20 protein-coding genes are annotated in these 24,939 nt (G+C 67.1%); 6 read left to right on the forward strand and 14 right to left on the reverse strand.

Annotated features, from left to right (window positions below; translation table 11 throughout):
- Positions 1-39: 39 nt before the first annotated feature.
- The 3 genes from OHA03_RS08355 to OHA03_RS08365 form a co-directional block, all read right to left on the reverse strand.
- The gene (locus tag OHA03_RS08355) at positions 40-486 is read right to left on the reverse strand and encodes a DUF6113 family protein (RefSeq protein WP_267002271.1); all 447 of its coding nucleotides are present in this window, start codon (positions 484-486) and stop codon (positions 40-42) included.
- Complete coding sequence (mshB, locus tag OHA03_RS08360; protein WP_267002273.1) at positions 483-1,436, reverse strand: N-acetyl-1-D-myo-inositol-2-amino-2-deoxy-alpha-D-glucopyranoside deacetylase; 954 nt, start codon at positions 1,434-1,436, stop codon at positions 483-485. Before mshB ends, OHA03_RS08355 begins: the two co-directional genes overlap by 4 nt.
- A gap of 63 nt (positions 1,437-1,499) precedes the next feature.
- Complete coding sequence (locus tag OHA03_RS08365) at positions 1,500-1,694, reverse strand: hypothetical protein (RefSeq protein WP_030915260.1); 195 nt, start codon at positions 1,692-1,694, stop codon at positions 1,500-1,502.
- Positions 1,695-1,897: 203 nt separating this feature from the next.
- On the opposite strand from OHA03_RS08365, the gene OHA03_RS08370 reads away from it, so the two are divergent.
- A complete protein-coding gene (locus tag OHA03_RS08370; protein ID WP_267002276.1) occupies positions 1,898-4,030 on the forward strand; it encodes a prolyl oligopeptidase family serine peptidase in 2,133 nt (710 codons plus the stop codon).
- Positions 4,031-4,190: 160 nt separating this feature from the next.
- Here the strand turns inward: OHA03_RS08370 and OHA03_RS08375 are convergent, their stop codons facing one another.
- The 5 genes from OHA03_RS08375 to OHA03_RS08395 all read right to left on the reverse strand — a co-directional run bounded on the left by OHA03_RS08375 (position 4,191) and on the right by OHA03_RS08395 (position 9,934).
- Positions 4,191-5,327 (reverse strand): ABC transporter ATP-binding protein, encoded by a 1,137-nt coding sequence (locus OHA03_RS08375; RefSeq protein WP_267002278.1) that lies wholly within the window; start codon positions 5,325-5,327, stop codon positions 4,191-4,193.
- Positions 5,317-6,294, reverse strand: a complete 978-nt coding sequence (locus tag OHA03_RS08380; RefSeq protein WP_267002281.1) for an ABC transporter ATP-binding protein — start codon at positions 6,292-6,294, stop codon at positions 5,317-5,319. The genes OHA03_RS08375 and OHA03_RS08380 overlap by 11 nt, the downstream gene beginning before the upstream one ends.
- Positions 6,295-6,307: 13 nt before the next feature.
- Positions 6,308-7,282 (reverse strand): ABC transporter permease, encoded by a 975-nt coding sequence (locus OHA03_RS08385; protein ID WP_267002283.1) that lies wholly within the window; start codon positions 7,280-7,282, stop codon positions 6,308-6,310.
- Positions 7,275-8,198 carry an ABC transporter permease gene (locus OHA03_RS08390; RefSeq protein WP_267002285.1) on the reverse strand — a complete coding sequence of 308 codons (924 nt, stop codon included), beginning with the start codon at positions 8,196-8,198 and terminating at the stop codon, positions 7,275-7,277. Before OHA03_RS08390 ends, OHA03_RS08385 begins: the two co-directional genes overlap by 8 nt.
- Before the next feature lie 95 nt (positions 8,199-8,293).
- Positions 8,294-9,934 carry an ABC transporter substrate-binding protein gene (locus OHA03_RS08395; RefSeq protein ID WP_267002287.1) on the reverse strand — a complete coding sequence of 547 codons (1,641 nt, stop codon included), beginning with the start codon at positions 9,932-9,934 and terminating at the stop codon, positions 8,294-8,296.
- A 440-nt stretch (positions 9,935-10,374) separates the two neighbouring features.
- On the opposite strand from OHA03_RS08395, the gene OHA03_RS08400 reads away from it, so the two are divergent.
- The 5 genes from OHA03_RS08400 (at position 10,375) to OHA03_RS08420 (ending at position 16,482) form a co-directional block, all read left to right on the forward strand.
- Complete coding sequence (locus OHA03_RS08400) at positions 10,375-11,403, forward strand: ABC transporter permease (RefSeq protein ID WP_267002289.1); 1,029 nt, start codon at positions 10,375-10,377, stop codon at positions 11,401-11,403.
- 74 nt (positions 11,404-11,477) lie between these two features.
- Positions 11,478-13,262, forward strand: a complete 1,785-nt coding sequence (locus OHA03_RS08405; RefSeq protein ID WP_267002291.1) for an ABC transporter substrate-binding protein — start codon at positions 11,478-11,480, stop codon at positions 13,260-13,262.
- A gap of 87 nt (positions 13,263-13,349) precedes the next feature.
- Entirely contained in the window at positions 13,350-14,330 is a 981-nt protein-coding gene (locus tag OHA03_RS08410) for an ABC transporter permease (protein WP_267002293.1), read from the forward strand.
- A gap of 11 nt (positions 14,331-14,341) precedes the next feature.
- Positions 14,342-15,367 (forward strand): ABC transporter ATP-binding protein, encoded by a 1,026-nt coding sequence (locus OHA03_RS08415; protein ID WP_267002295.1) that lies wholly within the window; start codon positions 14,342-14,344, stop codon positions 15,365-15,367.
- A gap of 26 nt (positions 15,368-15,393) precedes the next feature.
- Positions 15,394-16,482 (forward strand): ABC transporter ATP-binding protein, encoded by a 1,089-nt coding sequence (locus tag OHA03_RS08420; protein ID WP_267002298.1) that lies wholly within the window; start codon positions 15,394-15,396, stop codon positions 16,480-16,482.
- Between the two features lie 199 nt (positions 16,483-16,681).
- Here the strand turns inward: OHA03_RS08420 and OHA03_RS08425 are convergent, their stop codons facing one another.
- From OHA03_RS08425 to typA, 6 genes are all read right to left on the reverse strand, one after another.
- Positions 16,682-17,824: an ABC transporter ATP-binding protein gene (locus OHA03_RS08425; RefSeq protein WP_267002300.1), complete on the reverse strand. Its 1,143-nt coding sequence runs from the start codon at positions 17,822-17,824 to the stop codon at positions 16,682-16,684.
- Complete coding sequence (locus OHA03_RS08430) at positions 17,817-18,875, reverse strand: ABC transporter ATP-binding protein (protein WP_267002302.1); 1,059 nt, start codon at positions 18,873-18,875, stop codon at positions 17,817-17,819. The genes OHA03_RS08425 and OHA03_RS08430 overlap by 8 nt, the downstream gene beginning before the upstream one ends.
- Before the next feature lie 11 nt (positions 18,876-18,886).
- Positions 18,887-19,831, reverse strand: a complete 945-nt coding sequence (locus tag OHA03_RS08435) for an ABC transporter permease (RefSeq protein ID WP_267002304.1) — start codon at positions 19,829-19,831, stop codon at positions 18,887-18,889.
- Positions 19,824-20,756 (reverse strand): ABC transporter permease, encoded by a 933-nt coding sequence (locus tag OHA03_RS08440; RefSeq protein ID WP_267002306.1) that lies wholly within the window; start codon positions 20,754-20,756, stop codon positions 19,824-19,826. Before OHA03_RS08440 ends, OHA03_RS08435 begins: the two co-directional genes overlap by 8 nt.
- Before the next feature lie 167 nt (positions 20,757-20,923).
- Complete coding sequence (locus OHA03_RS08445; protein WP_267002308.1) at positions 20,924-22,567, reverse strand: ABC transporter substrate-binding protein; 1,644 nt, start codon at positions 22,565-22,567, stop codon at positions 20,924-20,926.
- Positions 22,568-22,973: 406 nt separating this feature from the next.
- The gene (gene typA, locus OHA03_RS08450) at positions 22,974-24,845 is read right to left on the reverse strand and encodes a translational GTPase TypA (RefSeq protein WP_267002310.1); all 1,872 of its coding nucleotides are present in this window, start codon (positions 24,843-24,845) and stop codon (positions 22,974-22,976) included.
- Positions 24,846-24,939: the final 94 nt, after the last annotated feature.

The following is a 24,939-nucleotide window of genomic DNA, read 5'->3' on the forward strand; positions in this document are numbered from 1 at the left end:
CGGGCGAACAGGGGGCATTACGGGATCGGACGTGGCACATTACTTGCCAGGTCGACCGCTGTCGGCGCCTTGTCGGGGCGACCGCGACATGGTGGCACACATCACAGCGATCGCCATCCCGCCCAGCATGAAGAGGGTGAGGCCCAGTTCGTCGCCGAAGACGTAGTCGCCCTCCGGCCGTCCCCCGAGCAGAACGACGACCGAAATCAGCCAGCCCGCGGCGGGTGCCAGGGCGCCGATCTGGGTCCGGGTGAGCAGCCGGCCGCCGTAGAACAGTCCGGCGCAGGCCACCAGGGCGAGCAGCAAACCGCCGGGGAACCAGGCGGCTTGGACGAACGCTCCGGCGAGCCCGACGAGCACTCCGAGGACCGCGAGGCCCAGGTAGGCGCCGATGCGGCCGGGGTTCAAGGGCGCGGCAAGGCCGGTGGGCACGGGCTCTCCGGGCGGGGCGTCGGTGCGGGGCGGGCGCTGCTTGCCGTTGCTCATGGACGTGCTCCCGACTGTGCTTCCGGTACGCCCGGTGCGCCCGGCACGCCCGCGAAGAGATCGTGTTCCCGTACGCCCTCGGGTGCTCCGGAGGCTCCGCGTACCAACTCGTAGTACTCGGTGGTGAAGACGGGCTGTCCCAGATCGTTCGAAAGGGCGAAGAATGGACCGTCCACGGCGATCTGGGTGCTATGTGCCCGCATCGCCGCCGTCTTGGCCGCCGCATGGGCCGCGCCGTCGATCTCCGCGGTGATCTGCGTGTCGTTCACCACACCCGGTACGTCGTCGATCGCGGCGATCTCCGGGAAGGCGTCGGGGGCCGTGGCGCGCAGCCGTGCGAAGGCCTGCTCGGCGACGGAGCGCGGCACCCGGTTCCAGTAGATCTTGTCGATGGTGTGCGGCGAGGTGTCCGGGGATGCCTGCGGGGCGTCGGGGCCGGCGCGGTAGGCGGGATCGGCCGCGAGATCCGCGGCGCGCATCGCGACGCGGTGCGCCTGGATGTGGTCGGGGTGCCCGTAGCCGCCGTCGGGGTCGTACGTGACGAGGACCTGCGGGCGTACCGAGCGGATCACCTCCACGAGGTACGCCGCGGCGTCGTCGACGTCCGTGTTCCAGAAGGCGCCGGGCCGGTGGTTCTGCTCGGCGCCCATCATTCCGGAGTCACGGAACCGGCCGGGTCCGCCGAGGAACCGGTGGTCGGTGACCCCGAGCTCCTTCATCGCGGCGGCGAGTTCACCGATGCGATGGGCGCCCAGGGTGTCGTCCCGGTCGGCCGCGAGGTGCGCGAGCTCGGGCGGGATGACCTCGCCCTCCTCGCCGAGCGTGCAGGTCACCAGGGTGACCTGGGCGCCCTGGGCCGCGTACAGGGCCATGGTGGCGCCGTTGTTGATCGACTCGTCGTCGGGGTGCGCGTGCACCAGGAGCAGACGACGGGCGGGAAGGTCCGTCATGGGACCCACCCTACGAGCCGGCCGGCCCACGGTCCGACCGTGGACGGCGGCCCGGACCCCGGGTCAGAACTTGATGCCCCCGATCATGCCGGCCACATTCGTGGTCAGTTCCGAGATGGTGGGCGCAATGGACGAACTGGCGAGATAGAAACCGAGCAGCATGCAGACCACCGCATGTCCGCCCTTCAGTCCGGATTTCCGGATCAGCAGGAAGACGACGATCGCCAGCAGCACCACCGCCGAAATCGAGAGTGCCACGGGGGTTCACCTCCATCGGTACGGTCGGGACGGGCAGCACGCATGGAGCCGGCAGGTTCTTACCCACCGAGCGCTACGGATCATAACTATCCGTGGCACCGCATTGATCGGGGCACAGCAGCACGAGGGGCGCACGACCGGGTGGTCGGGTGCTCTGTCGGGTCCGGGGACCGACGCCGCATCAGGCCCTAGGGTTCGGGGTTATGACCTTGCAAAAGCTTTCGTTTCCCCGACAGCACGCCAGGACTCAGCGGTTCACCCTCGGCGCTCCCCGTGCGTTCACCGTCTCGCCGGACGGGGAGCGGGTGATCTTCCTGCGGTCGGCCTCCGGCACGGACCGGTCCAACAAGCTCTGGGTGCTGGACCTGGCGGCCGACGGCACGCCGAAGGCGCGGGTCGTCGCCGACCCCGGGACGCTGCTGGGCGGTTCGGCGGAGAAGCTGTCGGCGCAGGAGCGGGCGCGGCGCGAGCGCAGCCGTGAGGGGTCCTCGGGGATCGTCGGCTACGCGGTTGACTCGGCGGCCGAGTTGGCGGCGTTCGCGCTCTCCGGGAAGGTGTACGTCGCCGAGTTGCGGGCCGGTTCGACGCGCGCGCTGCCGGTCCCCGGCCCGGTGCTCGACCCCCGGCCGTCGCCCGACGGGCGCCATGTCGCCTACGTGTCGAAAGGCGCACTGCGGGTCGTGGCGGCGGAGGGCGACGGGGACCGGGCGCTCGCGGAGCCGGAGGACGCGCACATCTCGTACGGTCTCGCGGAGTTCATCGCGGCCGAGGAGATGCAGCGCTCGCGCGGCTTCTGGTGGTCGCCGGAGTCGGACCGGCTGCTCGTCGCCCGGGTCGACGACAGCGCGGTGAAGCGATGGTGGATCGCCGACCCGGCACACCCGGACCGCAAGCCCGCCGAGGTGGCGTACCCGGCGGCGGGGACGCCCAACGCCGACGTGCGGCTCCTGGTGCTGGGACTGGACGGCACCCGTACCGAAGTGGTGTGGGACCGGTCGCGCTATCCGTATCTGGCGCAGGTGCACTGGTCGTCCCACGGTGCCCCGCTGATCCTCGTCCAGGCCCGTGACCAGCGCAGTCAGCTCTTCCTCGCGGTGGACCCGGAGAGCGGTACGACGCGGACGGTCCATGTCGACGAGGACCCCGTGTGGCTGGACCTCTTCGCCGGGGTGCCCGCGTGGGCGCCGGACGGGCGGCTGGTGCGGATCGTGGACGAGGGCGGGGCGCGGGTGCTCTCGGTCGGCGACCGGCCGCTGACCGGGGCGCAGTTGCAGATCCTGGCGGTCCTGGACATCGGTGAATCGGATGTCCTGGTGGCGGCGTCGGCGGGCGAGGAGGCCGCGGAGCCGGAGATCGGCGAGAGCCATGTGTACCGGGTCAACGAGCTGGGCGTGGAGCGGGTCTCCGAGGGGGCGGGGGTGCACTCGGCGGTCCGGGCGGGCGGGGTGACCGTACTGGTCTCCACCTCGCTGGAGCGGCCCGGCGCCGCGGTGCGGGTGCTGCGGGACGGCAAGCATATCGCCACGGTCGCGACATATGCGGAGGAGCCGGTTCTGTCGCCGCGGGTGCAGCTCACCGAGGGGGGCGCACACCGGATTCCGTGCGCCGTGCTGCTCCCCACCGACTATCAGGAGTCGGACGGTCCGCTTCCGGTCCTGATGGATCCGTACGGTGGACCGCACGGCCGGCGGGTCGTCGCCGCGCACAATCCGCACCTCACCTCGCAGTGGTTCGCCGACCAGGGCTTCGCGGTGGTCGTCGCGGACGGCCGCGGCTCTCCGGGGCGCTCCCCCGCCTGGGAGAAGGCGATCAAGAACAACCTGGTCCTCACCCTGGACGACCAGGTGGAGGCGGTGCACGCGCTCGCCGAAAGGTTCCCGCTGGATCTCACCAAGGTGGCCATCCGCGGCTGGTCGTACGGCGGATACCTCGCGGGCATGGCCGTACTGCGGCGGCCCGACGTCTTCCACGCGGCGGTCGTGGGTGCTCCGGTGACCGACCAGCGGCTGTACGACACCCACTACACCGAGCGCTATCTCGGTGACCCGACGACACAGCCCGAGGTGTACGCGCACAACTCGCTGCTCACCGACGAGGGGTTGTCCGAGGCCGCGGACCAGGTCCGGCCGATGATGATCGTCCATGGTCTGGCGGACGACAATGTGGTGGTCGCGCACTCCCTGCGGCTGTCGTCGGCGCTGCTCTCGGCCGGGCGGCCGCATGAGGTGCTGCCGCTCAGCGGGGTGACGCACATGACTCCGCAGGAGCAGGTGGCGGAGAATCTGCTCCTGCTGCAGGTGGACTTCCTGAAGCGGTCGCTGGGGCTGAGCGAGTAGCTCCGGCCGACCGGCCCGACTCTGCAGGCCGTGGTCAACAAGCAACCGGCCGGGAGGACTTGAAAGCCCTCCCGGCCGGTTCACGGCACCCGCACGGCCGTACGCCGTTCATGCTGGCGCGTTCGTATATCGGACGTGCGACGGCCGAGTTGCCCGTGCGTTAACGAATGCGGGGGCCGGTGCCCGGCTCCCCCGGCTCTTCGGGCTCTTCCCCCGGCCCCTCCGGCTCCTCCGGCTCCTCGCCGGGCGGCACCACCTGCTTCTCCTCCGCGAAGTGGCATGCCGAGTCGTGATGGGCCGGGGTGTCCGTCAGCCGGAAGACCGCGGGGACCGCGAGCAGCGGCACCTCCAGTTCGCACCGCTCCTGGGCCTTCCAGCAGCGGGTGCGGAAGCGGCAGCCGGACGGCGGGTTGGCCGGGGACGGCACATCGCCGTGCAGGATGATCCGCTCCCGGTGCTCGCGCGCCATCGGGTCCGGCACCGGCACCGCCGACAGGAGCGCCTGCGTGTACGGGTGCGTGGGGTGGTCGTAGATCTGCTCGTCCGTACCGATCTCGGCGAATCGGCCCAGATACATCACGCCGACCCGGTCGGAGATGTGCCGGACGATCGACAGGTCGTGCGCGATGAAGACGTAGCTCAGGTTGAACTCCGTCTGCAGCCGGTCGAGCAGGTTGATGACCTGGGCCTGCACGGAGACGTCGAGAGCCGAGACCGGTTCGTCGGCGACGATGATCTCCGGGTTGAGGGCCAGGCCGCGGGCGATGCCGATGCGCTGGCGCTGACCGCCGGAGAACTGGTGCGGATAACGGTTGATGTACTCCGGGTTGAGACCCACGACATCCAGCAGGTCCTGCACCTTGCGGCGCCGGTCGCCCTTGGGTGCCACCTCGGGGTGGATCTCGTAGGGCTCCCCGATGATGTCGCCGACCGTCATCCGGGGGTTGAGCGAGGTGTACGGATCCTGGAACACCATCTGGATGTTCCGGCGTACGGCCTTCAGCGCGCGGCCGGACAGCCTGGTGACGTCCTCGCCCTTGTACGTGATCGAGCCGGCCGTCGGCTGTTCCAGGTGGACGAGCATCCTGGCGACGGTCGACTTGCCGCAGCCGGACTCCCCCACGATGCCGAGGGTCTCGCCCGCGGCCAGTTGGAAGGAGACGCCGTCGACCGCCTTGACCGAACCGACCTGCTTCTTGAACAGGATGCCCTGGGTCAGCGGATAGTGCTTGACGAGGTCGCGGACCTCCAGAATGGGTTCGCCGCCCGCGCGGGTGCTCCCCTGCTCAGCGTGCATCGAGCGTCTCCTTCCAGAAGTAGCAGGCGCTCTCGCGGTGCTGGGCCACCTCGAACAGCGGCGGCACCTCACCACGGCAGATGTCCTGGGCCAGCGGGCAGCGCGGGTTGAAGGCGCAGCCGGGCGGGATGTGCAGCAGGTTGGGCGGCAGCCCCTTGATCGCGTACAGCTCCTGGCCCTTCTGGTCCAGCCGTGGGATCGACTGGAGGAGGCCCTTGGTGTACGGGTGGGCGGGGGCCTTGTAGATCTCGTGGACGGGGGCCGACTCCACGATCCGGCCCGCGTACATCACGGCGATGTAGTCGGCGACGTCGGCGACCACGCCCAGGTCGTGGGTGATCAGGATGAGTCCCATGTTGAGCTCGCGCTGGAGCTCGGCGAGCAGGTCCATCACCTGGGCCTGGACGGTCACATCGAGGGCGGTGGTGGGTTCGTCCGCGATGATCAGCGAGGGTTCCAGCGCCATCGCCATGGCGATCATGATGCGCTGGCGCATGCCGCCGGAGAACTGGTGCGGGTAGTTCCCGACGCGCTCCTTCGCGGCCGGGATGCGGACCCGGTCCATCAGCTCGATGGCCTTCTTCCGGGCGTCCTTGCGGGACATCCCCCGGTGCACGACGAACATCTCGCCGAGCTGGTCCCCCACGCTGAGCACGGGGTTGAGGGACGACAGTGCGTCCTGGAAGATCATGGCCATCTCCTGGCCGCGGATCTTCCGGCGCTCCTCGGCCTTGAGCTTCAGCAGATCGCGGCCCTTGAAGATGATCTCGCCGCTGCTGATCTTCCCCGGCGGCATGTCGAGAATGCCCATGATCGCCTGTGCGGTGACCGACTTGCCGGAGCCGGACTCGCCGAGGACCGCGAGCGTCTCGCCCTCGGCCACCGAGTAGTTGACCCCGTTGACGGCTTTGGCCACCCCGTCCCGGGTGTGGAACTCCACGTGCAGATCGCGCACTTCGAGCAACATGGTAACGGGCTCCTCAGCGCAGCTTGGGGTCGAGGGCGTCGCGCACCGCGTCGCCGAGCATGATGAACGCGAGCACGGTGATCGCCAGCGCTCCGGCGGGCCAGAGCAGCATGTGCGGGGCGTTGCGGATGTACTGGGAGGCGGCCGAGATGTCGATGCCCCAGGAGACGGCCGGCGGCTTCAGACCGACGCCGAGGAACGAGAGGGTCGCCTCCAGAGAGATGTACGTACCCAGGGCGATGGTCGCGACGACGATCACGGGGGCGACCGCGTTGGGAGCGATGTGGCGGAGCATCATCCGGGAGTTGGAGGCGCCGAGCGCGCGGGCCGCCTGGACGTAGTCGTTCTGCTTGGCGGTGATGACCGAGCCACGGGCGATACGGGCGATCTGCGGCCAGCCCAGCAGCACGATGAATCCGATCACCGGCCAGACGGTCGAGCTGGTCACCACGGAGAGGAAGACCAGGCCGCCGAGGACGACCGGGATGCCGAAGAAGATGTCGGTGATACGGGAGAGGAACGAGTCCCACCAGCCGCCGAAGAAGCCGGCCAGCCCGCCCAGGATGCCGCCGAGGATCGAGACTCCGACGGTGGCGCAGACGCCTACGGTGACCGATGTCCTGGCCCCGTAGACGGTACGGGTGTAGACGTCGCAGCCCTGGCCGTCGAAGCCGAACGGGTGGCCGGGCTGGGAGCCCTCCTGGGCCTTGCCCAGGTCGCAGTTGAGAGGGTCCTGGTCCGCGATCAGCGACGGCCAGATCGCGATGATCACCAGGAAGAGGATGATCAGGGCGGAGATGATGAAGACCGGGTTGCGGCGCAGGTCGCGCCAGGCGTCGGACCAGAGGCTGCGGGGCTTCTCGGCCGGTCCGGTGCCCTCGGGGCCGCCCGGTGTCTTCTCCAGCGTCTCCCCTTCCGCCAGGGCGAGATCCATGGCTGCTCCCGCCCCGCCCGGGGAGATCGCTTCGTCCGGCGTCTGCTCAGGCATAGCGGATCCTCGGGTCGAGTACGGCGTACAAGAGGTCGACGATCAGGTTGGCCGCCAGGAAGACGAGGACCAGGACGGTGACGAACCCGACGACGGTCTGGGAGTTCTGGCGCAGGATGCCCTGGTAGAGCTGGTAGCCGACGCCATGGATGTTGAAGATGCGCTCCGTGACGATCGCCCCGCCCATCAGGGCGCCCACGTCCGTACCGATGAACGTGACGACGGGGATCAGCGAGTTGCGCAGCAGATGCCGGAGGACGACCCGGCGCCTGGGGAGGCCCTTGGCGGTGGCGGTACGGACGTAGTCGGCGCTGGCGTTCTCGGCGATCGAGGTCCGGGTGAGCCGGGTGACGTACGCCAGGGAGACCGAGGCGAGGACGAGTCCGGGGACGAGGAGTTCGTTGAACGGCGCCTCCGGGGAGACGGACGGTTTGATGACGCCCCACTCCACGCCGAGGAGGAGCTGGAGCAGCAGACCCGTGACGAAGGTCGGGATGGAGATGACGACCAGGGTCAGGATCAGCACCGTGGTGTCGACGGGCCGGCCGCGGCGCAGGCCGGTGACGACGCCGAGGGTGATGCCGATGACGACCTCGAAGACGATCGCGACGATGGTGAGCCGGATGGTGATGGGGAAGGCGGTGCCCATCAGCTCGGTGACCTTCTGGCCGTTGAACGCGGTGCCGAAGTCGCCGGTGAAGACATTGCCCATGTAGGTGGCGTACTGCTGCCAGACCGGCTTATCGAGGCCGAATTCCGAGCGGAGCTGGGCGGCGGTCGCCGGATCGCACTGGCGATCGCCGCAGAGACCCGCGATGGGGTCGCCCATCACGTTCACCATGAGGAAGATCAGCAGCGTGGTGCCGAAGAAGACCGGGATCATCTGCAGCAGCCGCCGGATCACATAACGTCCCATGAAGACTCCGGAGGTCGCGGGGGGTCGGTGGCGCGGGGATGAGGAAGCCGGATGGCCGGTGCGGCACAGCGCACCGGCCATCCGGCCCTGCGGGGTTACTTGACCTTGATCTGCTCGTACACCGGGACGCTGAACTGGTTCAGCGCGACGTTGGTGATCTTCTCCGAGTAGCCGGCGCTGCCGTTCTGGTACCAGAGCGGGATGACGGGCATCTGCTCGGCAAGGACCTTCTCCGCGTCCTGGAAGGTGGAGACGGCCTTGGCCTTGTCGGACTCGGCGTTGGCCTTGTCGACCAGGGAATCGAACTTCTTGTTGCTCCACTTGCCGTCGTTGGACGAGGCGTTGGTGTAGTAGAGGGGCTGCAGGAAGTTCTGGATCAGCGGGTAGTCCATCTGCCAGCCCGCGCGCCAGGCGCCGGTGAGCTTCTGCTGGGAGACCTGGCTGCGGAAGTCGGCGAAGGTGCCGACCGGGGAGCCGACGCAGGCCTTGTTGTTCCCCATCGCCTTGTTGATGCTGTTGCAGACGGCATCGACCCACTCCTTGTGCGAGCCGGTGTCCGCGTTGTACGAGATCTTCAGCTGGCCGCCGGGGATGCCGCCGCCCTCCTGGATCAGCTTCTTGGCGTTCGCCGCGTTGTATTCGCACGGCGCCCCGCACAGCCCCTCCTTGAAGCCGCCGTCCACGCCGAGGACCGGGGAGGTCCAGTCGGAGGCGGGGGTGCGGGTCTTCTGGAAGATCTGGTCGGTGATCTGGTCGCGGTTGATCGCCATCGACAGGCCCTGTCGGACCTTGATGCCGCCGGGGGTGTCCCACTTCTTGTCGTAGAAGGGGAAGGCGAGGGTCTGGATGATGCCGGCCGGGGTGTTAATGTACCGGTCGCCGAGGTCCGCCTTGACGTTCTTCAGCTGCGAGGCCGGTACGTCGTCGACGAGGTCGAGGTTGCCCGCGATCAGGTCGGTGTAGGCGGTGTTGTTGTCGGTGTAGACCTTGAGGTCGATGCCGCCGTTCTGCGCCTTGTCGTCACCGGGGTACTTGTCCCACTTGCGCAGGCTCATCGAGGAGCCCTTGGTGTACTTCTCGATGCTGTACGGGCCGTTGCCGACGGGCTTGGCGAGCCAGCCTGCATGGTCGGTGAAGAAGCTCTGCGGCAGCGGGGCGAACGCCGGGTAGCCGAGGGTGTCCGGCCAGAGGGAGAACTTCTGCGTCAGCTTCACCGAGAATGTCATCGGGTCGACGACCTTGAGGCCGGCAAGCTTCGTCGCGCTGGCACTGCCGGTGTCGGGGTGGACCTTGTCGTAACCGTCGATGTATCCGAAGAAGTAGGCGTTCTTCTGATTGTTCTTCAGCAGGGCGCCGTAGTTCCAGGCGTCCACGAACGACTTCGCGGTGATCTTCTCGCCGTTGCTGAAGGTCCAGCCGTCCTTCACCGTGATGGTGAAGTTCTGCGAGTCGGTGGTGTCGATCTTCTCGGCGAGCATGTTCGTCGCCGCACCGGTCTTCGGGTCGTACTTCTTCAGCCCCCGGAAGACCATGTCGAGGACCTTGCCGCCCTGCACCTCGTTGGTGTTGGCGGGCTCCAGCGGGTTCTGCGGGTCACCCCAGGAGGAGCTGACGATCCCATTGGCGCCGCCCCCGCCACCGCCGCCGCCCCCGCCGCCGCCGCCACCGCAGGCCGTCGCCACCAGGACGACGGTCACGGCACATGCGGCCCACTTGGCCTGTGTGGCTCCGCGCATGGAATGCCTCCTCATCGAGCTCCGTCTCACGTGGAGTCAAATATCACCTGATCGATCACCTTCTGCACATTTACACCCCCCATCCGAGCGCAGCAGGTGCGCCGCGGGCGCATTCCGGTGAGCAGCGGAGTGATAACGGCCGCGCATCGAACGCGCATCGTCCACGCATCCGATTGGCCGGATGTACGAATTCCGAGACAGTGCCGCCCGCATATCGGACTCATTGCCGGTTTCCTCCTCGCATGCAACGAACATCCTTTCGATTGAGTCAAGGGGCGGCAAACCGGAGGGCAATCGTTGGTCATGCATCTGTCAAGGCCCCAAAGAGCGCCTCAAGTCAACCGGACATTCATTGACCCTCCGTGAATTGCGTTGAAAAAGTCCGAGTAGCCCGTAGGTGTTGCCCTGCGGAGTCCTTCGACCCTCGGGCCAGGAGCACCATGACGATTCCAACCCCGCACACGACCGCTCCTCTTGAGGTAGTGGATGCGAAGGCGCTGCCGACACCGGATCCTTCGGCTCCCAAGGGCGGCGAGGGCCGTTCGCCGGGAAAGTTGGCCTGGCGGCGCTTCAAGCGCGATCCCACCGGCATGATTTCGGCCTACGTGGTCATCGCCTTCTTCGTGGTGGCCCTCTGCGCCCCGCTGATCGCCAAGCTGTACGGCAAGGATCCGTACACGACGTACGGTCAGAACGACACAAGCCTGCTCGACGACTTCGGCTCCCCGGTCCTGCCCAACGGCGGTATCAGCGGCGACTTCTGGTTTGGCATCGAGCCCGGACTCGGCCGGGACGTCTTCACGTTCCTGCTCTACGCCATCCGCAATTCGCTGCTCATCGCGGCGGCCACCACACTGCTGGTGACGGCGATCGGCATCGCCATCGGCATCACGGCCGGCTATCTCGGCGGGAAGACCGATTACCTCATCGGACGGGTCATCGACATCCTGCTGGCCTTCCCCCAGACGCTGTTCTTCATCGCCTTCTGGCCGGTGATGATCTCGATCCTGGTCTCTCCGGAGGAGAACACCCCGGTCTGGCTGACCGTAGTGAGCCTCATCTCGGTGATGACCGCCTTCGGCTGGGCCTCCATCGCCCGGCTGCTTCGCGGCGAGGTACTCGCTCTGCGCGAACGCGAGTTCATCGAGGCGGCCAAGGTGACCGGTGCCTCGCCGGCCCGGATCATCTTCAAGGAACTGCTGCCCAACCTCTGGACGCCGATCCTCATCCAGGCCACGCTCGCGCTGCCTCTGTACGTCACCGCCGAGGCGGGCCTCGCCTTCCTCGGCGTCGGGCTCACGTCCCCGACGCCCGACTGGGGCGTGATGATCCAGCGCGGATCGGACGTGTACCAGAGCGACATCACCTTCATGCTCTTCCCCGGCGTGACGATGGTGATCTTCGTCATCGCCTTCAACCTGCTGGGTGACTCGGTGCGTGACGCACTGGACCCGAAGACCAAGCGCTGAACCGTTTCCCCTCCGACCGGGCGACGGGGCCCGCCGGATCCATCGTTTCTCTCCCTCGACCAGAGCAGGAAGCCATGTCCCTTTCCCGCAGAAACTTCGTCATCGCCACGTCGGTCGCGGCCGGTGGCTCGATGGTCCTCTCCGCCTGCAGCAGCGGAAGCACGGCCGGCAAGGGCAACAAGGGCGGCGGGCACGGCGGCGCCGACAAGTACACCGGCGCGGTCGTCGTCGGCACCAAGGAGGACTCCACCGGTCCCGCACCCGAGATCGCGGGCGCGAAGAAGGGCGGCACGGTCCGCGGCATCGCCCCGGACGACTTCTCCCACCTCGACCCGCAGCGCATCTACTTCTCGTGGAACTCCGCGGTCGGCGACCTCTTCATCCGTTGCCTGACCGGATACAAGATCGCGCAGGACGGCTCGATGAAGCTGGTCGGTGACCTCGCCACCGACGCGGGCGCCATGACCGACGGCGGCAAGACCTGGACCTTCACGCTGAAGGACGGTCTCAAGTGGGAAGACGGCAAGGAACTCACCGTCGAGGACGTGCGCCACGGCATCGAGCGCGGCTTCGCCAGTTTCACCACCGAGGGGGCCGGCTACACCCAGTCCGCGCTGGTCGGCACCTCCGACTTCCGGTCGAAGTACAAGGGCCCGTTCAGCGGCAAGCACCTCGACACCATCGTGACGGACACGGCCAAGAAGACCATCACCTTCAACCTGGTCGACGCCCGCCCGGACCTCAACTTCACGCTGGCGATGACCTCCTACGGCGCCGTTCCGGTCAAGGGTGACACCAAGGAGAAGTACGACAAGGACCCGGTCTCGGCCGGTCCGTACCGCATCAAGTCGCACGCCGTCGACAAGTCGCTGGTGATGGTGCGCAACGAGCACTGGGACCCGGCCACCGACTCGATCCGTAACGCCTACCCGGACAGCTTCGCCTTCGAGTTCGGCCCCGAGACCCTCGCCTTGGCGGACCGTCTGATCGCCGACGACGGTGACGACCAGTACGCGTTCATGGCGTACAACGGTGTCCCCGCCGAGCGCATCCAGAAGGTCCTGACCGACCCCGAGCTGAAGAAGCGCACCTTCAACGGTCTGCTGAGCGGTCTGTACTACTACGCCATCAACACCAAGCGCATCACCGACCTGAAGGTTCGTCAGGCACTCATCCACGCCTGGCCGCTGGAGCAGATCCGCAAGATCTACGGTGGCCCGTCGGCCGGTGACTACGCGACCAGTATCCTCAGCCCCGACATCCTGGGCTACGCCCACGACGACGTCTACGGCAAGCTGAAGAAGCCTCAGGGCGACCCCGAGGCGGCGAAGAAGCTGCTGAAGGAGGCTGGCAAGACCGGCCAGAAGATCGTCTACGCGTTCCCGCAGACCCCCACGTACGACAAGACCAAAATCGTCATCGAGAACGCCCTGAAGGCGGCCGGCTTCGACCCGGTCATCAAGCCGCTGGACTCCACCAGCTACTACGACCAGATCCAGCAGATCGACAACAAGTTCGACGTGATGTGGTTCGGCTGGTCCCCGGACTGGCCGACCGGCTACACGCTGGTCCAGCCGCTGTTCGACGGCGGTACGGTCGCCAACGGCTCCAACAACATCTCGCAGCTGAAGGTCGACTGGGTCGACGAAGCGATCAAGAAGAACGCTGTGATCGCCGACCCGAAGGCGGCCGGCAAGGCCTGGGCCGAGCTGGACAAGCGGATCATGACGGAGGAGGCGCCGATCATCCCTGAGACGTTCCAGCGCCGCTTCTACCTGTTCGGTTCGAAGGTCGGCAACGCGATCTTCGACCCGCTGTGGTCCTCGGCCGTCTTCTACAAGCTGTACGTGAAGGCCTGACGCCGACACTCCTGAGGCGGGGCGCCCCCGTGGCGCCCCGCCCGCTCCACTCCCCCTCGTCGGCGTCTGCCAGGGAAACCCATCGCCATGTTCCGCTTCCTTTTCCGCCGGGCTATCGGCGCACTGGTCATCCTGCTGATCATCAGTGCCTTCACGTTCGTCCTCTTCTACGTCGCACCCCGTGACCCAGCCCGTGTGGCCTGCGGCAAGATCTGCACGCCCGAGACGCTGAAACTGGTCAAGCAGAACCTGGGGATCTCCGACCCGCTTCCCGTGCAGTACTGGCACTGGCTCCAGGCCGTGTTCGTGGGCCGTGACTACGCCTCGTTCGGGCACTGTCCGGCGCCGTGTCTCGGCTACTCGTTCCACAACCGTGAGCCGGTCCTCGGCACCATCCTGGACCGCTTCCCGACCACGCTCTCCCTGTCCATCGGCAGCGCGGTCGTGTTCCTGATCTTCGGTGTCGGCACGGGCATGATCGCCGCGGTCAAGCAGGGCCGGGCGATGGACAAGATCGCCTCGTCGGCGTCGCTGATCGGCTCCTCGCTGCAGATCTACATCGTCGGCGTGGTCGCCATGTACTACCTGTCGGACCAGTGGCACATCCTCAGCCGCCCCAAGGACGTCCCGATCACCGAGGACCCGGCCGGCTGGTTCCAGGGACTACTGCTGCCGTGGTTCGTGCTGGCGCTGATCTTCACCGCCAACTACACGCGCATGGCCCGCTCCCAGCTCGTCGAGACGCTGAGTGAGGACTACGTCCGTACCGCGCGCGCCAAGGGACTCTCCCGGCGGACGGTGTTCTTCAGCTTCGCCTGGCGCGGTGCGATGGGCCCGATCGTGACGATCTTCGGTCTCGACATAGGTGTTCTCCTCGGGGGCGCGATCATCACGGAGAAGACCTTCGGGCTGCACGGCATCGGCGCACTCTCGGTCAAGGCCGTGTACGACAACGACCTGCCGCTGCTGCTCGGTGTCGTCCTGGTCGCGGCAGCAGCGATCGTCGTCTTCAACATCATCGTCGACGCCGTATACGCCCTCATCGATCCACGCGTCCGCCTCGCCTAGGGAGAGATCCAATGAGCACCCCCTTCCTCTCCGTACGCGATCTGCGCGTGCACTTCTCCACCGATGACGGCATGGTCAAGGCCGTCGACGGGCTGTCGTTCGACGTCGAACGGGGCCGCACGCTAGGCATCGTCGGCGAGTCCGGTTCCGGGAAGTCCGTGACCAACCTGACGATCCTCGGCCTGCACCACCCCGACCACACCGAGATCGAGGGGGAGATCCTGCTCGAGGGGCAGGACCTGCTCACCGCCTCGGAGCGGGAACTGGAGCGGCTGCGCGGCAACAAGATGGCCATGATCTTCCAGGACGCGCTGGCCTCCCTCTCGCCGTACCACACCATCGGGAAACAGATCTCCGAGACGTATCGCAAGCACACCGGCGCCTCCAAGCGGGAGAGCCGGGCCCGGGCGATCGAAATGCTCACCAAGGTGGGCATCCCGCAGCCCGATCTGCGGGTCGACGACTATCCGCACCAGTTCTCCGGCGGTATGCGCCAGCGCGCGATGATCGCTATGGCGCTGGTCTGCAACCCGGAGCTGCTGATCGCCGACGAGCCGACCACCGCGCTGGACGTCACCGTGCAGGCCCAGATCATCGACCTGCTCAAGGAGCTCCAGCAGGAGACCGGCACCTCGATCATCTTCATCACCCACGACCTCGGTGTCATCGCCGACATCGCGGACGACGTGCTGGTGATGTACGGCGGGCGGTGCGTGGAGCGCGGCACCAAGAAGGAGGTGCTGCGGGCGCCCCAGCACCCCTACACCTGGGGCCTGCTGGGGTCGATGCCGACTCTCGAGGGACCGGTCGACGTACCGCTGTCGCCGATCCCGGGCACCCCTCCGAGCCTCCTCAACCCGCCGACCGGCTGCCGGTTCCACCCGCGGTGCTCGTTCACCGAACGGGTCGGCGGCGCGCGCTGCGCGACCGACCAGCCGCCGCTGGAGCTGGTGGCCGGACGCGGGGCCGCCTGCCACCTCACCGCGGAGCAGCGCACCGAGTTCTTCGCCGACTTCGCCGGCACCCGGCCCAACTGACGTACAAGAGACGGGACTTCCCCACTATGAGCAGCACCGATCCCCTCCTGGACGTCGCCGGACTCACCAAGCACTTCCCGATCAGGGGCGGCTTCCCGATCCGGCGGACCGTCGGCGCGGTGCAGGCCGTGGACGGACTGGACTTCACGGTCTCCGAGGGCGAGAGCCTGGGCCTGGTCGGCGAGTCCGGGTGCGGCAAGTCGACGACAGGCCGGCTGATCACCCGGCTGCTGGAGCCGACCGGCGGCAAGATCTCGTACCGCGGGCAGGACATCACCCATGCCTCGCGGCGCGAGCTGGCGCCGGTCCGCTCCGAGATTCAGATGATCTTCCAGGACCCGTACGCCTCGCTGAACCCGCGGCAGACCGTCGGCAAGATCGTCGCCGGACCGATGGAGATCAACGGCATCAACCCGGCGGGCGGTCGCGAGGCGCGCGTACGCGAGCTGCTGGAGACGGTGGGGCTCAACCCGGAGCACTACAACCGCTTCCCGCACGAGTTCTCCGGCGGTCAGCGCCAGCGCATCGGGGTGGCCCGGGCGCTGGCCCTGGAGCCGAAGCTGATCGTCGCCGACGAGCCGGTCTCGGCGCTGGACGTGTCGATCCAGGCGCAGGTGGTGAACCTGCTCCAGAAGCTGCAGAAGGAACTGGGCATCGCGTTCCTGTTCATCGCGCACGACCTCGCCGTCGTACGTCACTTCTCGCAGCGCGTCGCGGTGATGTATCTCGGCCGGATCGTGGAGATCGCCGACCGGGACGATCTGTACGGCAACCCGCGCCACCCGTACACGAAGGCGCTGCTCTCCGCCGTGCCGGAGGCGACCGCCGACGACGTGCCGGCCCGTGAGCGGATCCGGCTGACCGGCGATGTGCCGTCTCCGGTCGACCCGCCGTCGGGCTGCCGGTTCCGCACCCGCTGCTGGAAGGCGACGGAGAAGTGCGCGAGCGAGACGCCGCCGCTGGTACGCATCGAGGGCAGCCGGGACGGCCATCTGACGGCCTGCCACCACCCGGAAGGACCCGGGACCGTGTCGTCCGTCCCGCGGGCGCGTACGGGCCAGGACGCGCCGGGCCCGGCCGAGCAGAACACCGAGAACCCCAAGGCCGGGGGCTGACACCCCTGCCCTCGCCCCGGAGACGGCCGGGCGGAGACGGATCCGATCGGTCCGCGATCCACCCGGCCCTCCGGCCCGGGGAACCGAGCACGTCGGCCCATTGACCCGAGCCACCTGCGAGCCCGGTTCCCGGGACATGGGAAAGGCGCCCGGAACCGATCGGTTCCGGGCGCCTTCGTTCCTGCGCCCTCGAGCAGAACTACGCCGCGTGCACGACGTCCTTCTCCTCGGCGAAGTGGCACGCCGACTCGTGCGCGGCCGGGGTGTCCGAGGACTTGAAGCGCTCGGGGATCGCCAGCAGCGGCACCTCCGTCGCGCACTTGTCCTGGGCCTTCCAGCAGCGGGTGCGGAAGCGGCAGCCCGACGGCGGGTTGGCCGGCGACGGGACGTCACCGGTGAGGATGATCCGCTCGCGGCCCTCGCGGGCCTCCGGGTCCGGAACCGGGACCGCCGACAGCAGCGCCTGGGTGTAGGGGTGCGTCGGGTGGTCGTAGATCTGCGTGTCCGTACCGATCTCGGCCATCTTGCCGAGGTACATGACGCCGACCCGGTCCGAGATGTGCCGGACGATCGACAGGTCGTGCGCGATGAAGAGGTAGGAGAGGTTGAACTCGTCCTGCAGCTTCTCCATCAGGTTGATGACCTGCGCCTGCACCGACACGTCGAGCGCGGAGACCGGCTCGTCGCAGATGATGATCTCCGGGTTGAGCGCGAGGCCGCGGGCGATGCCGATGCGCTGGCGCTGACCGCCGGAGAACTGGTGCGGATAACGGTTGATGTACTCCGGGTTGAGACCCACGACATCCAGGAGGTCCTGCACCTTGCGGCGCCGGTCGCCCTTGGGGGCCGCCTCGGGGTGGATCTCGAAGGTCTCCCCGATGATGTCGCCGACCGTCATCCTAGGGTTGAGCGAGGTGTACGGGTCCTGGAACACCATCTGGATGTTCCGCCGTACGGCCTTCAGCGCGCGGCCGGACAGCTTGGTGATGTCCTGGCCCTTGTAGAAGACCTCACCGGCGGTGGCCCGTTCCAGCGTCATCAGGAGCTTGGCGACCGTGGACTTGCCACAGCCGGACTCACCCACGATGCCGAGCGTCTCGCCCTGGTACAGGTCGAACGAGATGCCGTCCACGGCCTTGACCGCACCGACCTGCTTCTTGAACAGGATGCCCTGGGTCAGCGGGAAGTGCTTGACCAGGTTGCGGACCTGGAGGATCGGCTCGCCCTGCGACACCGGCGCCTCGATGGCGGCAACGGCCTCCGCCTCGGTGGCCGCGTCGACCGTCGCCACTTCGGTGACGTTCGGGGTGGCGTCCACGGGCTCCTTGTCGATGTCAGCCATGGATCGTCTCCTTCCAGAAGTGGCAGGCGCTGCCGCGGCCGACCAGCTCGGTGCCGTCCTGTTCGGTCACCGGGCGCAGGGCCGGGATGTCCGTACGGCAGATGTCCTGTGCCATCGTGCAGCGCGGGTTGAAGGCACAACCCGTGGGCACGTGGAGCAGGTTGGGCGGCAGCCCCTTGATCGCGAAGAGCTCCTGGCCCTTCTGGTCCAGCCGCGGGATCGACTCCAGCAGACCCTTGGTGTACGGGTGTGCCGGGCGCTTGTAGATCTCGTGGACCGGGGAGGTCTCGACGATCCGGCCCGCGTACATCACGGCGATCTTGTCCGCGACGTCGGCGACGACACCGAGGTCGTGGGTGATCAGGATGAGACCCATGTTGTACTCGCGCTGGAGCTCCGCGAGGAGGTCCATCACCTGGGCCTGCACGGTCACGTCGAGCGCGGTGGTCGGCTCGTCCGCGATGATCAGGTCCGGCTCCAGGGCCAGCGCCATGGCGATCATGATGCGCTGACGCATACCGCCGGAGAACTGGTGCGGGTAGTCCGAGACCCGGGCCCTGGCAGCCGGGATCTTGACCTGGTCCATCAGGTCGATGGCCTTGGCCTGCGCGTCCTTCTTGGACATGCCCTGGTGGACCCGGAACATCTCGCCGAGCTGGTAGCCGACGGTGAGCACCGGGTTCAGCGAGGAGAGCGCGTCCTGGAAGATCATCGCGATCTTCTGGCCACGGATCTGCCGACGCTCCTCGTAGGACATCTTCAGCATGTCCTGGCCGCGGAAGAGGATCTCCCCCTGGGGGATCTTGCCTGGCGGCATGTCGAGGATGCCCATGATGGCCTGCGCCGTCACGGACTTGCCGGAGCCGGACTCACCGAGAACGGCGAGCGTCTCCCCTGCGTCCACGCTGTAGTTCACGCCGTTGACGGCCTTGACCACGCCGTCCCGGGTGTGGAACTCCACGTGCAGGTCACGGACTTCGAGCAGCGGGCCGACGTGGTCGTCACCCGAGCGCGGGGACGGGACTTCGGCGGTCTTGTCGATGGTAGTCACGTACGCCCTCCTTATCGCGACTTCGGATCGAGGGCGTTGCGGACGGCTTCGCCGAGCATGATGAACGCCAGAACGGTGATGCTGAGCAGGATCGACGGGTACAGCAGGATGTGCGGCGCGACCCGGATCTGGCTGGCGCCGGCGGAGATGTCGCCACCCCATGAGATCGCCGGATCGGCGAGGCCCAGACCCAGGTAGGACAGAGTTGCCTCGGCCGAGATGTACACACCCAGCGAGATGGTCGCGACGACGATCACCGGGGCCATGGCGTTCGGCAGGATGTGCTTGAACAGGATCCGGGACGTGCTCGCGCCCAGAGCCCTGGCCGCCTGGACGTAGTCCGCCTGCTTGATGGTGATCACGGCACCGCGCATGACACGCGCGATCTGCGTCCAGCCGAGGAACGCGAGAGCGAGGGTCACGCTCCAGACGGTGCGGTCGGTGAACGCCTGCAGGACCACCATGGCGCCGAGCAGGAAGGGCAGTCCGAGGAAGATGTTGGTGAACCCGGACAGGAGCGCGTCGATCCAGCCGCCGAAGTAGCCGCCCACCATGCCGATCAGGCCGCCGAACACGGTCACCAGCAAGGTGACGGAGATGCCGACGGTCACCGAGGCCCGGGCGCCGTAGATTACACGCGCGTAGACACTGCGGCCCTGACCGTCGTAACCCAGCCACTCGGCCGAACCGACCTTGCCGATCTCGGGCTTGCCGAGGAAGTGGTGCGCCAAGTCGCTGAAGGTGGGCGAGGCACTGGTGAACAGCCCCGGGAACACCGTCATCACGAGCAGGATCACGATGAGGACGGACGAGATGACGAAGTACCAGTTGGTGCGCAGGTCGACCCACGCGTCGCCCCAGAGGCTGCGGGCCTTCTCGGCCTTCACGGCCACCGGCTCCGCCACTGCGGTCTTCGGGTCTTCGGTCGCGGGTGCGGTCTTGATCACGTCAGGCATAACGGATCCTCGGGTCCAGGACCGCGTACAGCAGGTCGACGAGCAGGCTCATGAAGAGGTAGACGAGCACCAGTACGGTGACCAGGCCCACCAGGGTGGTGCCCTCGCGCCGGACGATCGACTCGTAGATGGTGCCGCCGATGCCCTTCACGTTGAACAGGCCTTCGGTCACGACCGCGCCACCCATCAGGGCACCCAGGTCCGTGCCGAGGAAGGTGACGACGGGGATCAGCGAGTTGCGCATCAGGTGCACACCGACGATGCGGCGCTTGGGAAGTCCCTTGGCCACGGCGGTACGCATGTAGTCCGACCGCAGGTTCTCGGCCATCGTCGTACGCGTCAGCCTGGCCACGTAGGCGAGGGAGAGCGATCCCAGCACGACGGCCGGGGCGATCAACTCGTCCCACTTGGCCTCGCCGGACACGTTCGGTTCGATCCAGCCGAGCTGGAACGCGAACACCGACTTGACGATGAAGCCGAGGACGAAGACCGGGATCGAGATGATCAGCAGGGTGACGACCAGGACCGCGTTGTCCGCGAGACGGCCCGCACGCAGCCCGGCGACCATGCCGAGGCCGATACCGAGAACGATCTCGATGAGGAACGCCATGGCGGCCAGTCGCAGGGTGACGGGGAACGCGTCACCGAGTACGTCCGTCACCGGACGACCGCTGGCTATCTGATTCCCGAAATCAAAATGCAGGACGATGCCTGTCATGTAATTCCAGTACTGATGCGGCCACGACAGGTCCAGACCCAGCTGGTGCCGCATCGCGGCCAGGGTGGCAGGGTCAGCACCCTTGTCCCCGAAGAGTCCCCGCACGGGGTCGCCGGGCAGGGAGTAGACCATCAGGAAGATGAGCAGGGTTGTCCCGATGAAGACCGGGATCATCTGGAGCAGTCGTCGTGCGACATAGCGCCCCATGGTGCCTCCATGTAAATAGGCAAGCGGCAGCCGACGGGCCCTCCCCCGTCACCGACCCCCTGTGGGGTCGTCGGTGACGCGAAAGGGCCCCCCGGCCACGGCGTGCAGGCTGGTCCAGGACCGATGTCAGTGTCGGTCCCGCACCGGCCCGCGGACTACGTCGGTGGTTACTTCTTGACCTGAACCTGAGTCAGGATCGGGTCGCCGTCCTGCGCGTACTGGACGTTCTGGACCTTCTCCGAGTAACCGGCGTTGACCTTGTAGTACCAGAGCGGGATGGTCGGCATGTAGTTGACCAGCTCCTTCTCGATCTCCTGGTACCCCTTGACCGACTCGTCGAGCGTGGCGGCGGAGTCCGCAGCCGCGATCTTCTTGTCGAGGTCCTTGTTGGAGAAGAAGCCGTTGTTGCCGGCCGCACCCGTACGGAACAGGTCGCTGATGAAGTTCGCGTTCACCGGGTAGTCGAGCACCCAGCCGCCGCGGTAGAACGACTTGACCTGCTTGGCGTCACGGGCGTTCAGGTCGGCCTGGAAGTCGGCCTTCGAGTCACCGGCGCACGCGACGCCGGTCGCCTGGGTGATGCTGTTGCAGACAGCCTCGACCCATTCCTTGTGACCGCCGTCGGCGTTGAACTGGATGTAGATCTTGTTACCCGGAACACCGCCGCCCTCCTTGATGAGAGCCTTGGCCTTCGTCGGGTTGTACGTGGTGACGTCACCCGCGACGTTCGGCTGGTAGCCGAGAACACCCTTGGCGACCCAGCCCGTGGCCGGCTCGCGGGTGCCCTGGAGCACCGTCTTGGTGATGGTGTCGCGGTCGATCGCCATCGACAGGCCCTGCAGGACCTTCGGGTCGGTGTTCTTCCACTGCTTGGTGTACATGGCGACACCGAGCGTCTGGATCGCGGAGTACGGCTTGTCCACCGCGCGGTCACCGAGGTCGGACCGGTAGACCGGGAGGTCCTTCGGCGCGATCTGGCGCAGCACGTCGACGTTGCCGGACTTCAGGTCCTCGTAGGCGGTCTCGAGGGTGGTGTAGTTCTTGAAGATCACACCACCGTTCTTCGCCTTGTCGGGACCCTTGTAGTCGTCGTTGCGGACGACCTTGATCTGCTTCTTGTGGTCCCAGCTGACGAACTTGTACGCGCCGTTGCCGACCGGCTTCTCACCGGCGGCCTTCGGGTCCGCGTAGAAGGACTCCGGCAGCGGCGAGAAGACCGTGTAGCCGAGCTTGTACGCGAAGTACGGCAGCGGGTTGTTGAGCTCGATGGTGAAGGTGTAGTCGTCGACGACCTTCAGACCCGACATGGCGTCTTTCTTCGGCTTGGCCTTCTCGTCCTCGGGGTGGACGTCGGCGAAGCCCTTGATGTCGGCGAACCAGGACGCGTTGGTCTGGGCGTTCTTGATGTTCGCGGCCCAGTTCCACGCCTTGACGTAGGACTCGGCGGTGACCGGCGTTCCGTCGTGGAACTTCCAGTCCTTCTTGAGCTTGACCGTCCAGAGCTTGCTGTCCTTGGTGTCGACAGACTCGGCGTTCACCATCACGAGCTTGCCGGCCGGGTCGTAGTCGACCAGCTGCGAGAAGATCGCGTCGGTGACGATGCTGCCGTTCGACTCCATCGTGTTCGCCGGCTGCAGCGGGTTCTGCGGCTCGCCGACCTCGACGGAGAAGATGCCGTTGGCGTTGACAGCACCCTTGCCGCTGTCGCCCCCCTTGCCCTTGCCTTCGTCACTGCCGCCACCACAAGCGGTCGCAGCCAGGGCGATGATGGCCGCTCCCGCGACCCACTTGGCGCTCTTGGCACCACGCATGGGTTTCCTCCTCATGAGTCCACTTTTGACTACAAGAAAGGCACTGGCTTGATACACCGACACCCCTGACGGTGATCGTTTCAGTGCCTCGAGTGTGCTCGTGAGTCGGCACTCCCCACAGTGCGTGACCCATTGACCCGAGCTCAATGGAGCCAACTATTAAGTACGCCCGGGCTGTAAACCACACTTAAAGGGTCTCGGTTTGACAACATCGACCAGGCATGGTTGACCGAAATCCGGACAAAGCGATCCCAGACAGACACCCGCGAAACGGACCGTTAACACATGTTCCGGAGAGCGACGCCCGATATCCGGACACCTCGGGCAGGAAAACGAGTTGACGAAAAACCCGGGCCCCCACAGTGTCTGCGGGGGCCCGGGCCCTGTGTCAATGGGTCGTACGGGGTCAGCGCTTGGCGCGCGACGCGGAGCGGCCGCGCTCCTTCTGGTCCAGGACGACCTTGCGGATACGGACCGTCTCCGGGGTCACCTCGATGCACTCGTCGTCGCGGCAGAACTCCAGCGACTGCTCGAGCGACAGCTTGCGGGCGGGCACCACGTTCTCCGTGGTGTCCGCGGAAGCCGCACGCATGTTGGTGAGCTTCTTCTCCTTGGTGATGTTCACGTCCATGTCGTCGGCGCGCGAGTTCTCGCCGATGATCATGCCCTCGTAGACCTCGGTGCCGGCCTCGGTGAAGATGACACCGCGCTCCTGCAGGTTGACCATCGCGAACGGGGTCACCGAACCCGAGCGGTCCGCGACCAGAGAACCGTTGTGACGGGTGCGCAGCTCGCCGAACCACGGCTCGTGGCCCTCGAAGAGGGAGTGCGCGATGCCTGTACCGCGGGTCTGCGTCAGGAACTCCGTACGGAAACCGATCAGGCCGCGGGACGGGACGATCCACTCCATGCGGACCCAGCCCGAACCGTGGTTCGTCATCGTCTCCATGCGGCCCTTGCGGGTCGCCATCAACTGCGTGATCGCACCGAGGTGCTCCTCGGGGGAGTCGATCGTCATGCGCTCGATCGGCTCGTGCGTCTTGCCGTCGACCTGCTTGGTGACGACCTCCGGCTTGCCGACCGTGAGCTCGAAGCCCTCACGGCGCATCTGCTCGACGAGGATGGCCAGCGCGAGCTCACCACGGCCCTGGACCTCCCAGGCGTCGGGGCGCTCGGTCTCCAGGACACGGAGCGAGACGTTACCGACCAGCTCCCGGTCCAGACGGTCCTTGATCTGCCGGGCAGTGACCTTGTGGCCCTTGCCGCCCTTGCCGACCAGCGGCGAGGTGTTCGCACCGATGGTCATCGAGATGGCCGGCTCGTCGACCGTGATCAGCGGCAGCGCGATCGGGTTCTCGGGGTCGGCCAGGGTCTCGCCGATCATGATGTCCGGGATACCGGCGATCGCGCAGATGTCGCCCGGACCGGCCTTCTCGGCGGGCTTACGGGTGAGCGCCTCGGTCATCAGGAGCTCGGTGATGCGGACGTTGGACATCGAGCCGTCACGCTTGATCCACGCGACGGTCTGGCCCTTGCGCAGCTCGCCCTGCTCGACACGGCACAGCGCGATACGGCCGAGGAAGTTGTCGGCGTCCAGGTTGGTGACGTGGGCCTGGAGGGGCGCGTCGTCGTCGTACTCCGGGGCCGGGACCGCGGAGAGGATCGTGCTGAAGAACGGCTCCAGGCTGTCGCTGTCCGGCGGGACGGTACCGTCCTCGGGCTTGGTCAGCGAGGCGACGCCGTCACGGGCACAGGCGTAGACGATCGGGAACTCGATCTGGTCCTCGTCGGCGTCCAGGTCCAGGAAGAGGTCGTACGTCTCGTCGATGACCTCGGCGATCCGGGAGTCCGGACGGTCCGTCTTGTTGATGCAGAGGATGACCGGCAGCTTGGCCGTCAGCGCCTTGCGGAGCACGAAGCGGGTCTGCGGGAGCGGGCCCTCCGACGCGTCGACCAGCAGGACGACCGCGTCCACCATCGACAGGCCGCGCTCGACCTCGCCACCGAAGTCGGCGTGGCCGGGGGTGTCGATGATGTTGATGGTGATGACGTCGCCGCCATCCTTCGGGTGGTACTTGACGGCCGTGTTCTTGGCCAGGATCGTGATGCCCTTCTCACGCTCCAGGTCGTTCGAGTCCATCATGCGGTCGTCGAGGTGCTCGGCGGCGTGCGCGGCGAAGGCGCCCGCCTGCTTGAGCATGGCGTCGACCAGCGTGGTCTTGCCGTGGTCGACGTGGGCGACGATGGCTACGTTACGGATGTCGTGGCGCGTGGGCATGGGTGGCTTGCGCTTCTCTCGGATCGTGGGATCAGGCGTCTTAGTCGGTCTCAAGTCCTGGTACGCCCGCCGGGCGGACGCGCCACGGCTACCC

Source organism: Streptomyces sp. NBC_00154, from assembly GCF_026342835.1.
Classification (GTDB): Bacteria; Actinomycetota; Actinomycetes; order Streptomycetales; family Streptomycetaceae; genus Streptomyces.

Bases quoted from the DNA above. Each gene is read 5' to 3' on its own strand.
- OHA03_RS08355 (WP_267002271.1), bottom strand. From the start codon at position 486: ATGAGCAACGGCAAGCAGCGCCCGCCCCGCACCGACGCCCCGCCCGGA.
- mshB (WP_267002273.1), bottom strand. From the start codon at position 1,436: ATGACGGACCTTCCCGCCCGTCGTCTGCTCCTGGTGCACGCGCACCCC.
- OHA03_RS08370 (WP_267002276.1), top strand. From the start codon at position 1,898: ATGACCTTGCAAAAGCTTTCGTTTCCCCGACAGCACGCCAGGACTCAG.
- OHA03_RS08375 (WP_267002278.1), bottom strand. From the start codon at position 5,327: ATGCACGCTGAGCAGGGGAGCACCCGCGCGGGCGGCGAACCCATTCTG.
- OHA03_RS08380 (WP_267002281.1), bottom strand. From the start codon at position 6,294: ATGTTGCTCGAAGTGCGCGATCTGCACGTGGAGTTCCACACCCGGGAC.
- OHA03_RS08385 (WP_267002283.1), bottom strand. From the start codon at position 7,282: ATGCCTGAGCAGACGCCGGACGAAGCGATCTCCCCGGGCGGGGCGGGA.
- OHA03_RS08390 (WP_267002285.1), bottom strand. From the start codon at position 8,198: ATGGGACGTTATGTGATCCGGCGGCTGCTGCAGATGATCCCGGTCTTC.
- OHA03_RS08395 (WP_267002287.1), bottom strand. From the start codon at position 9,934: ATGCGCGGAGCCACACAGGCCAAGTGGGCCGCATGTGCCGTGACCGTC.
- OHA03_RS08400 (WP_267002289.1), top strand. From the start codon at position 10,375: ATGACGATTCCAACCCCGCACACGACCGCTCCTCTTGAGGTAGTGGAT.
- OHA03_RS08405 (WP_267002291.1), top strand. From the start codon at position 11,478: ATGTCCCTTTCCCGCAGAAACTTCGTCATCGCCACGTCGGTCGCGGCC.
- OHA03_RS08410 (WP_267002293.1), top strand. From the start codon at position 13,350: ATGTTCCGCTTCCTTTTCCGCCGGGCTATCGGCGCACTGGTCATCCTG.
- OHA03_RS08415 (WP_267002295.1), top strand. From the start codon at position 14,342: ATGAGCACCCCCTTCCTCTCCGTACGCGATCTGCGCGTGCACTTCTCC.
- OHA03_RS08420 (WP_267002298.1), top strand. From the start codon at position 15,394: ATGAGCAGCACCGATCCCCTCCTGGACGTCGCCGGACTCACCAAGCAC.
- OHA03_RS08425 (WP_267002300.1), bottom strand. From the start codon at position 17,824: ATGGCTGACATCGACAAGGAGCCCGTGGACGCCACCCCGAACGTCACC.
- OHA03_RS08435 (WP_267002304.1), bottom strand. From the start codon at position 19,831: ATGCCTGACGTGATCAAGACCGCACCCGCGACCGAAGACCCGAAGACC.
- OHA03_RS08440 (WP_267002306.1), bottom strand. From the start codon at position 20,756: ATGGGGCGCTATGTCGCACGACGACTGCTCCAGATGATCCCGGTCTTC.
- OHA03_RS08445 (WP_267002308.1), bottom strand. From the start codon at position 22,567: ATGCGTGGTGCCAAGAGCGCCAAGTGGGTCGCGGGAGCGGCCATCATC.
- typA (WP_267002310.1), bottom strand. From the start codon at position 24,845: ATGCCCACGCGCCACGACATCCGTAACGTAGCCATCGTCGCCCACGTC.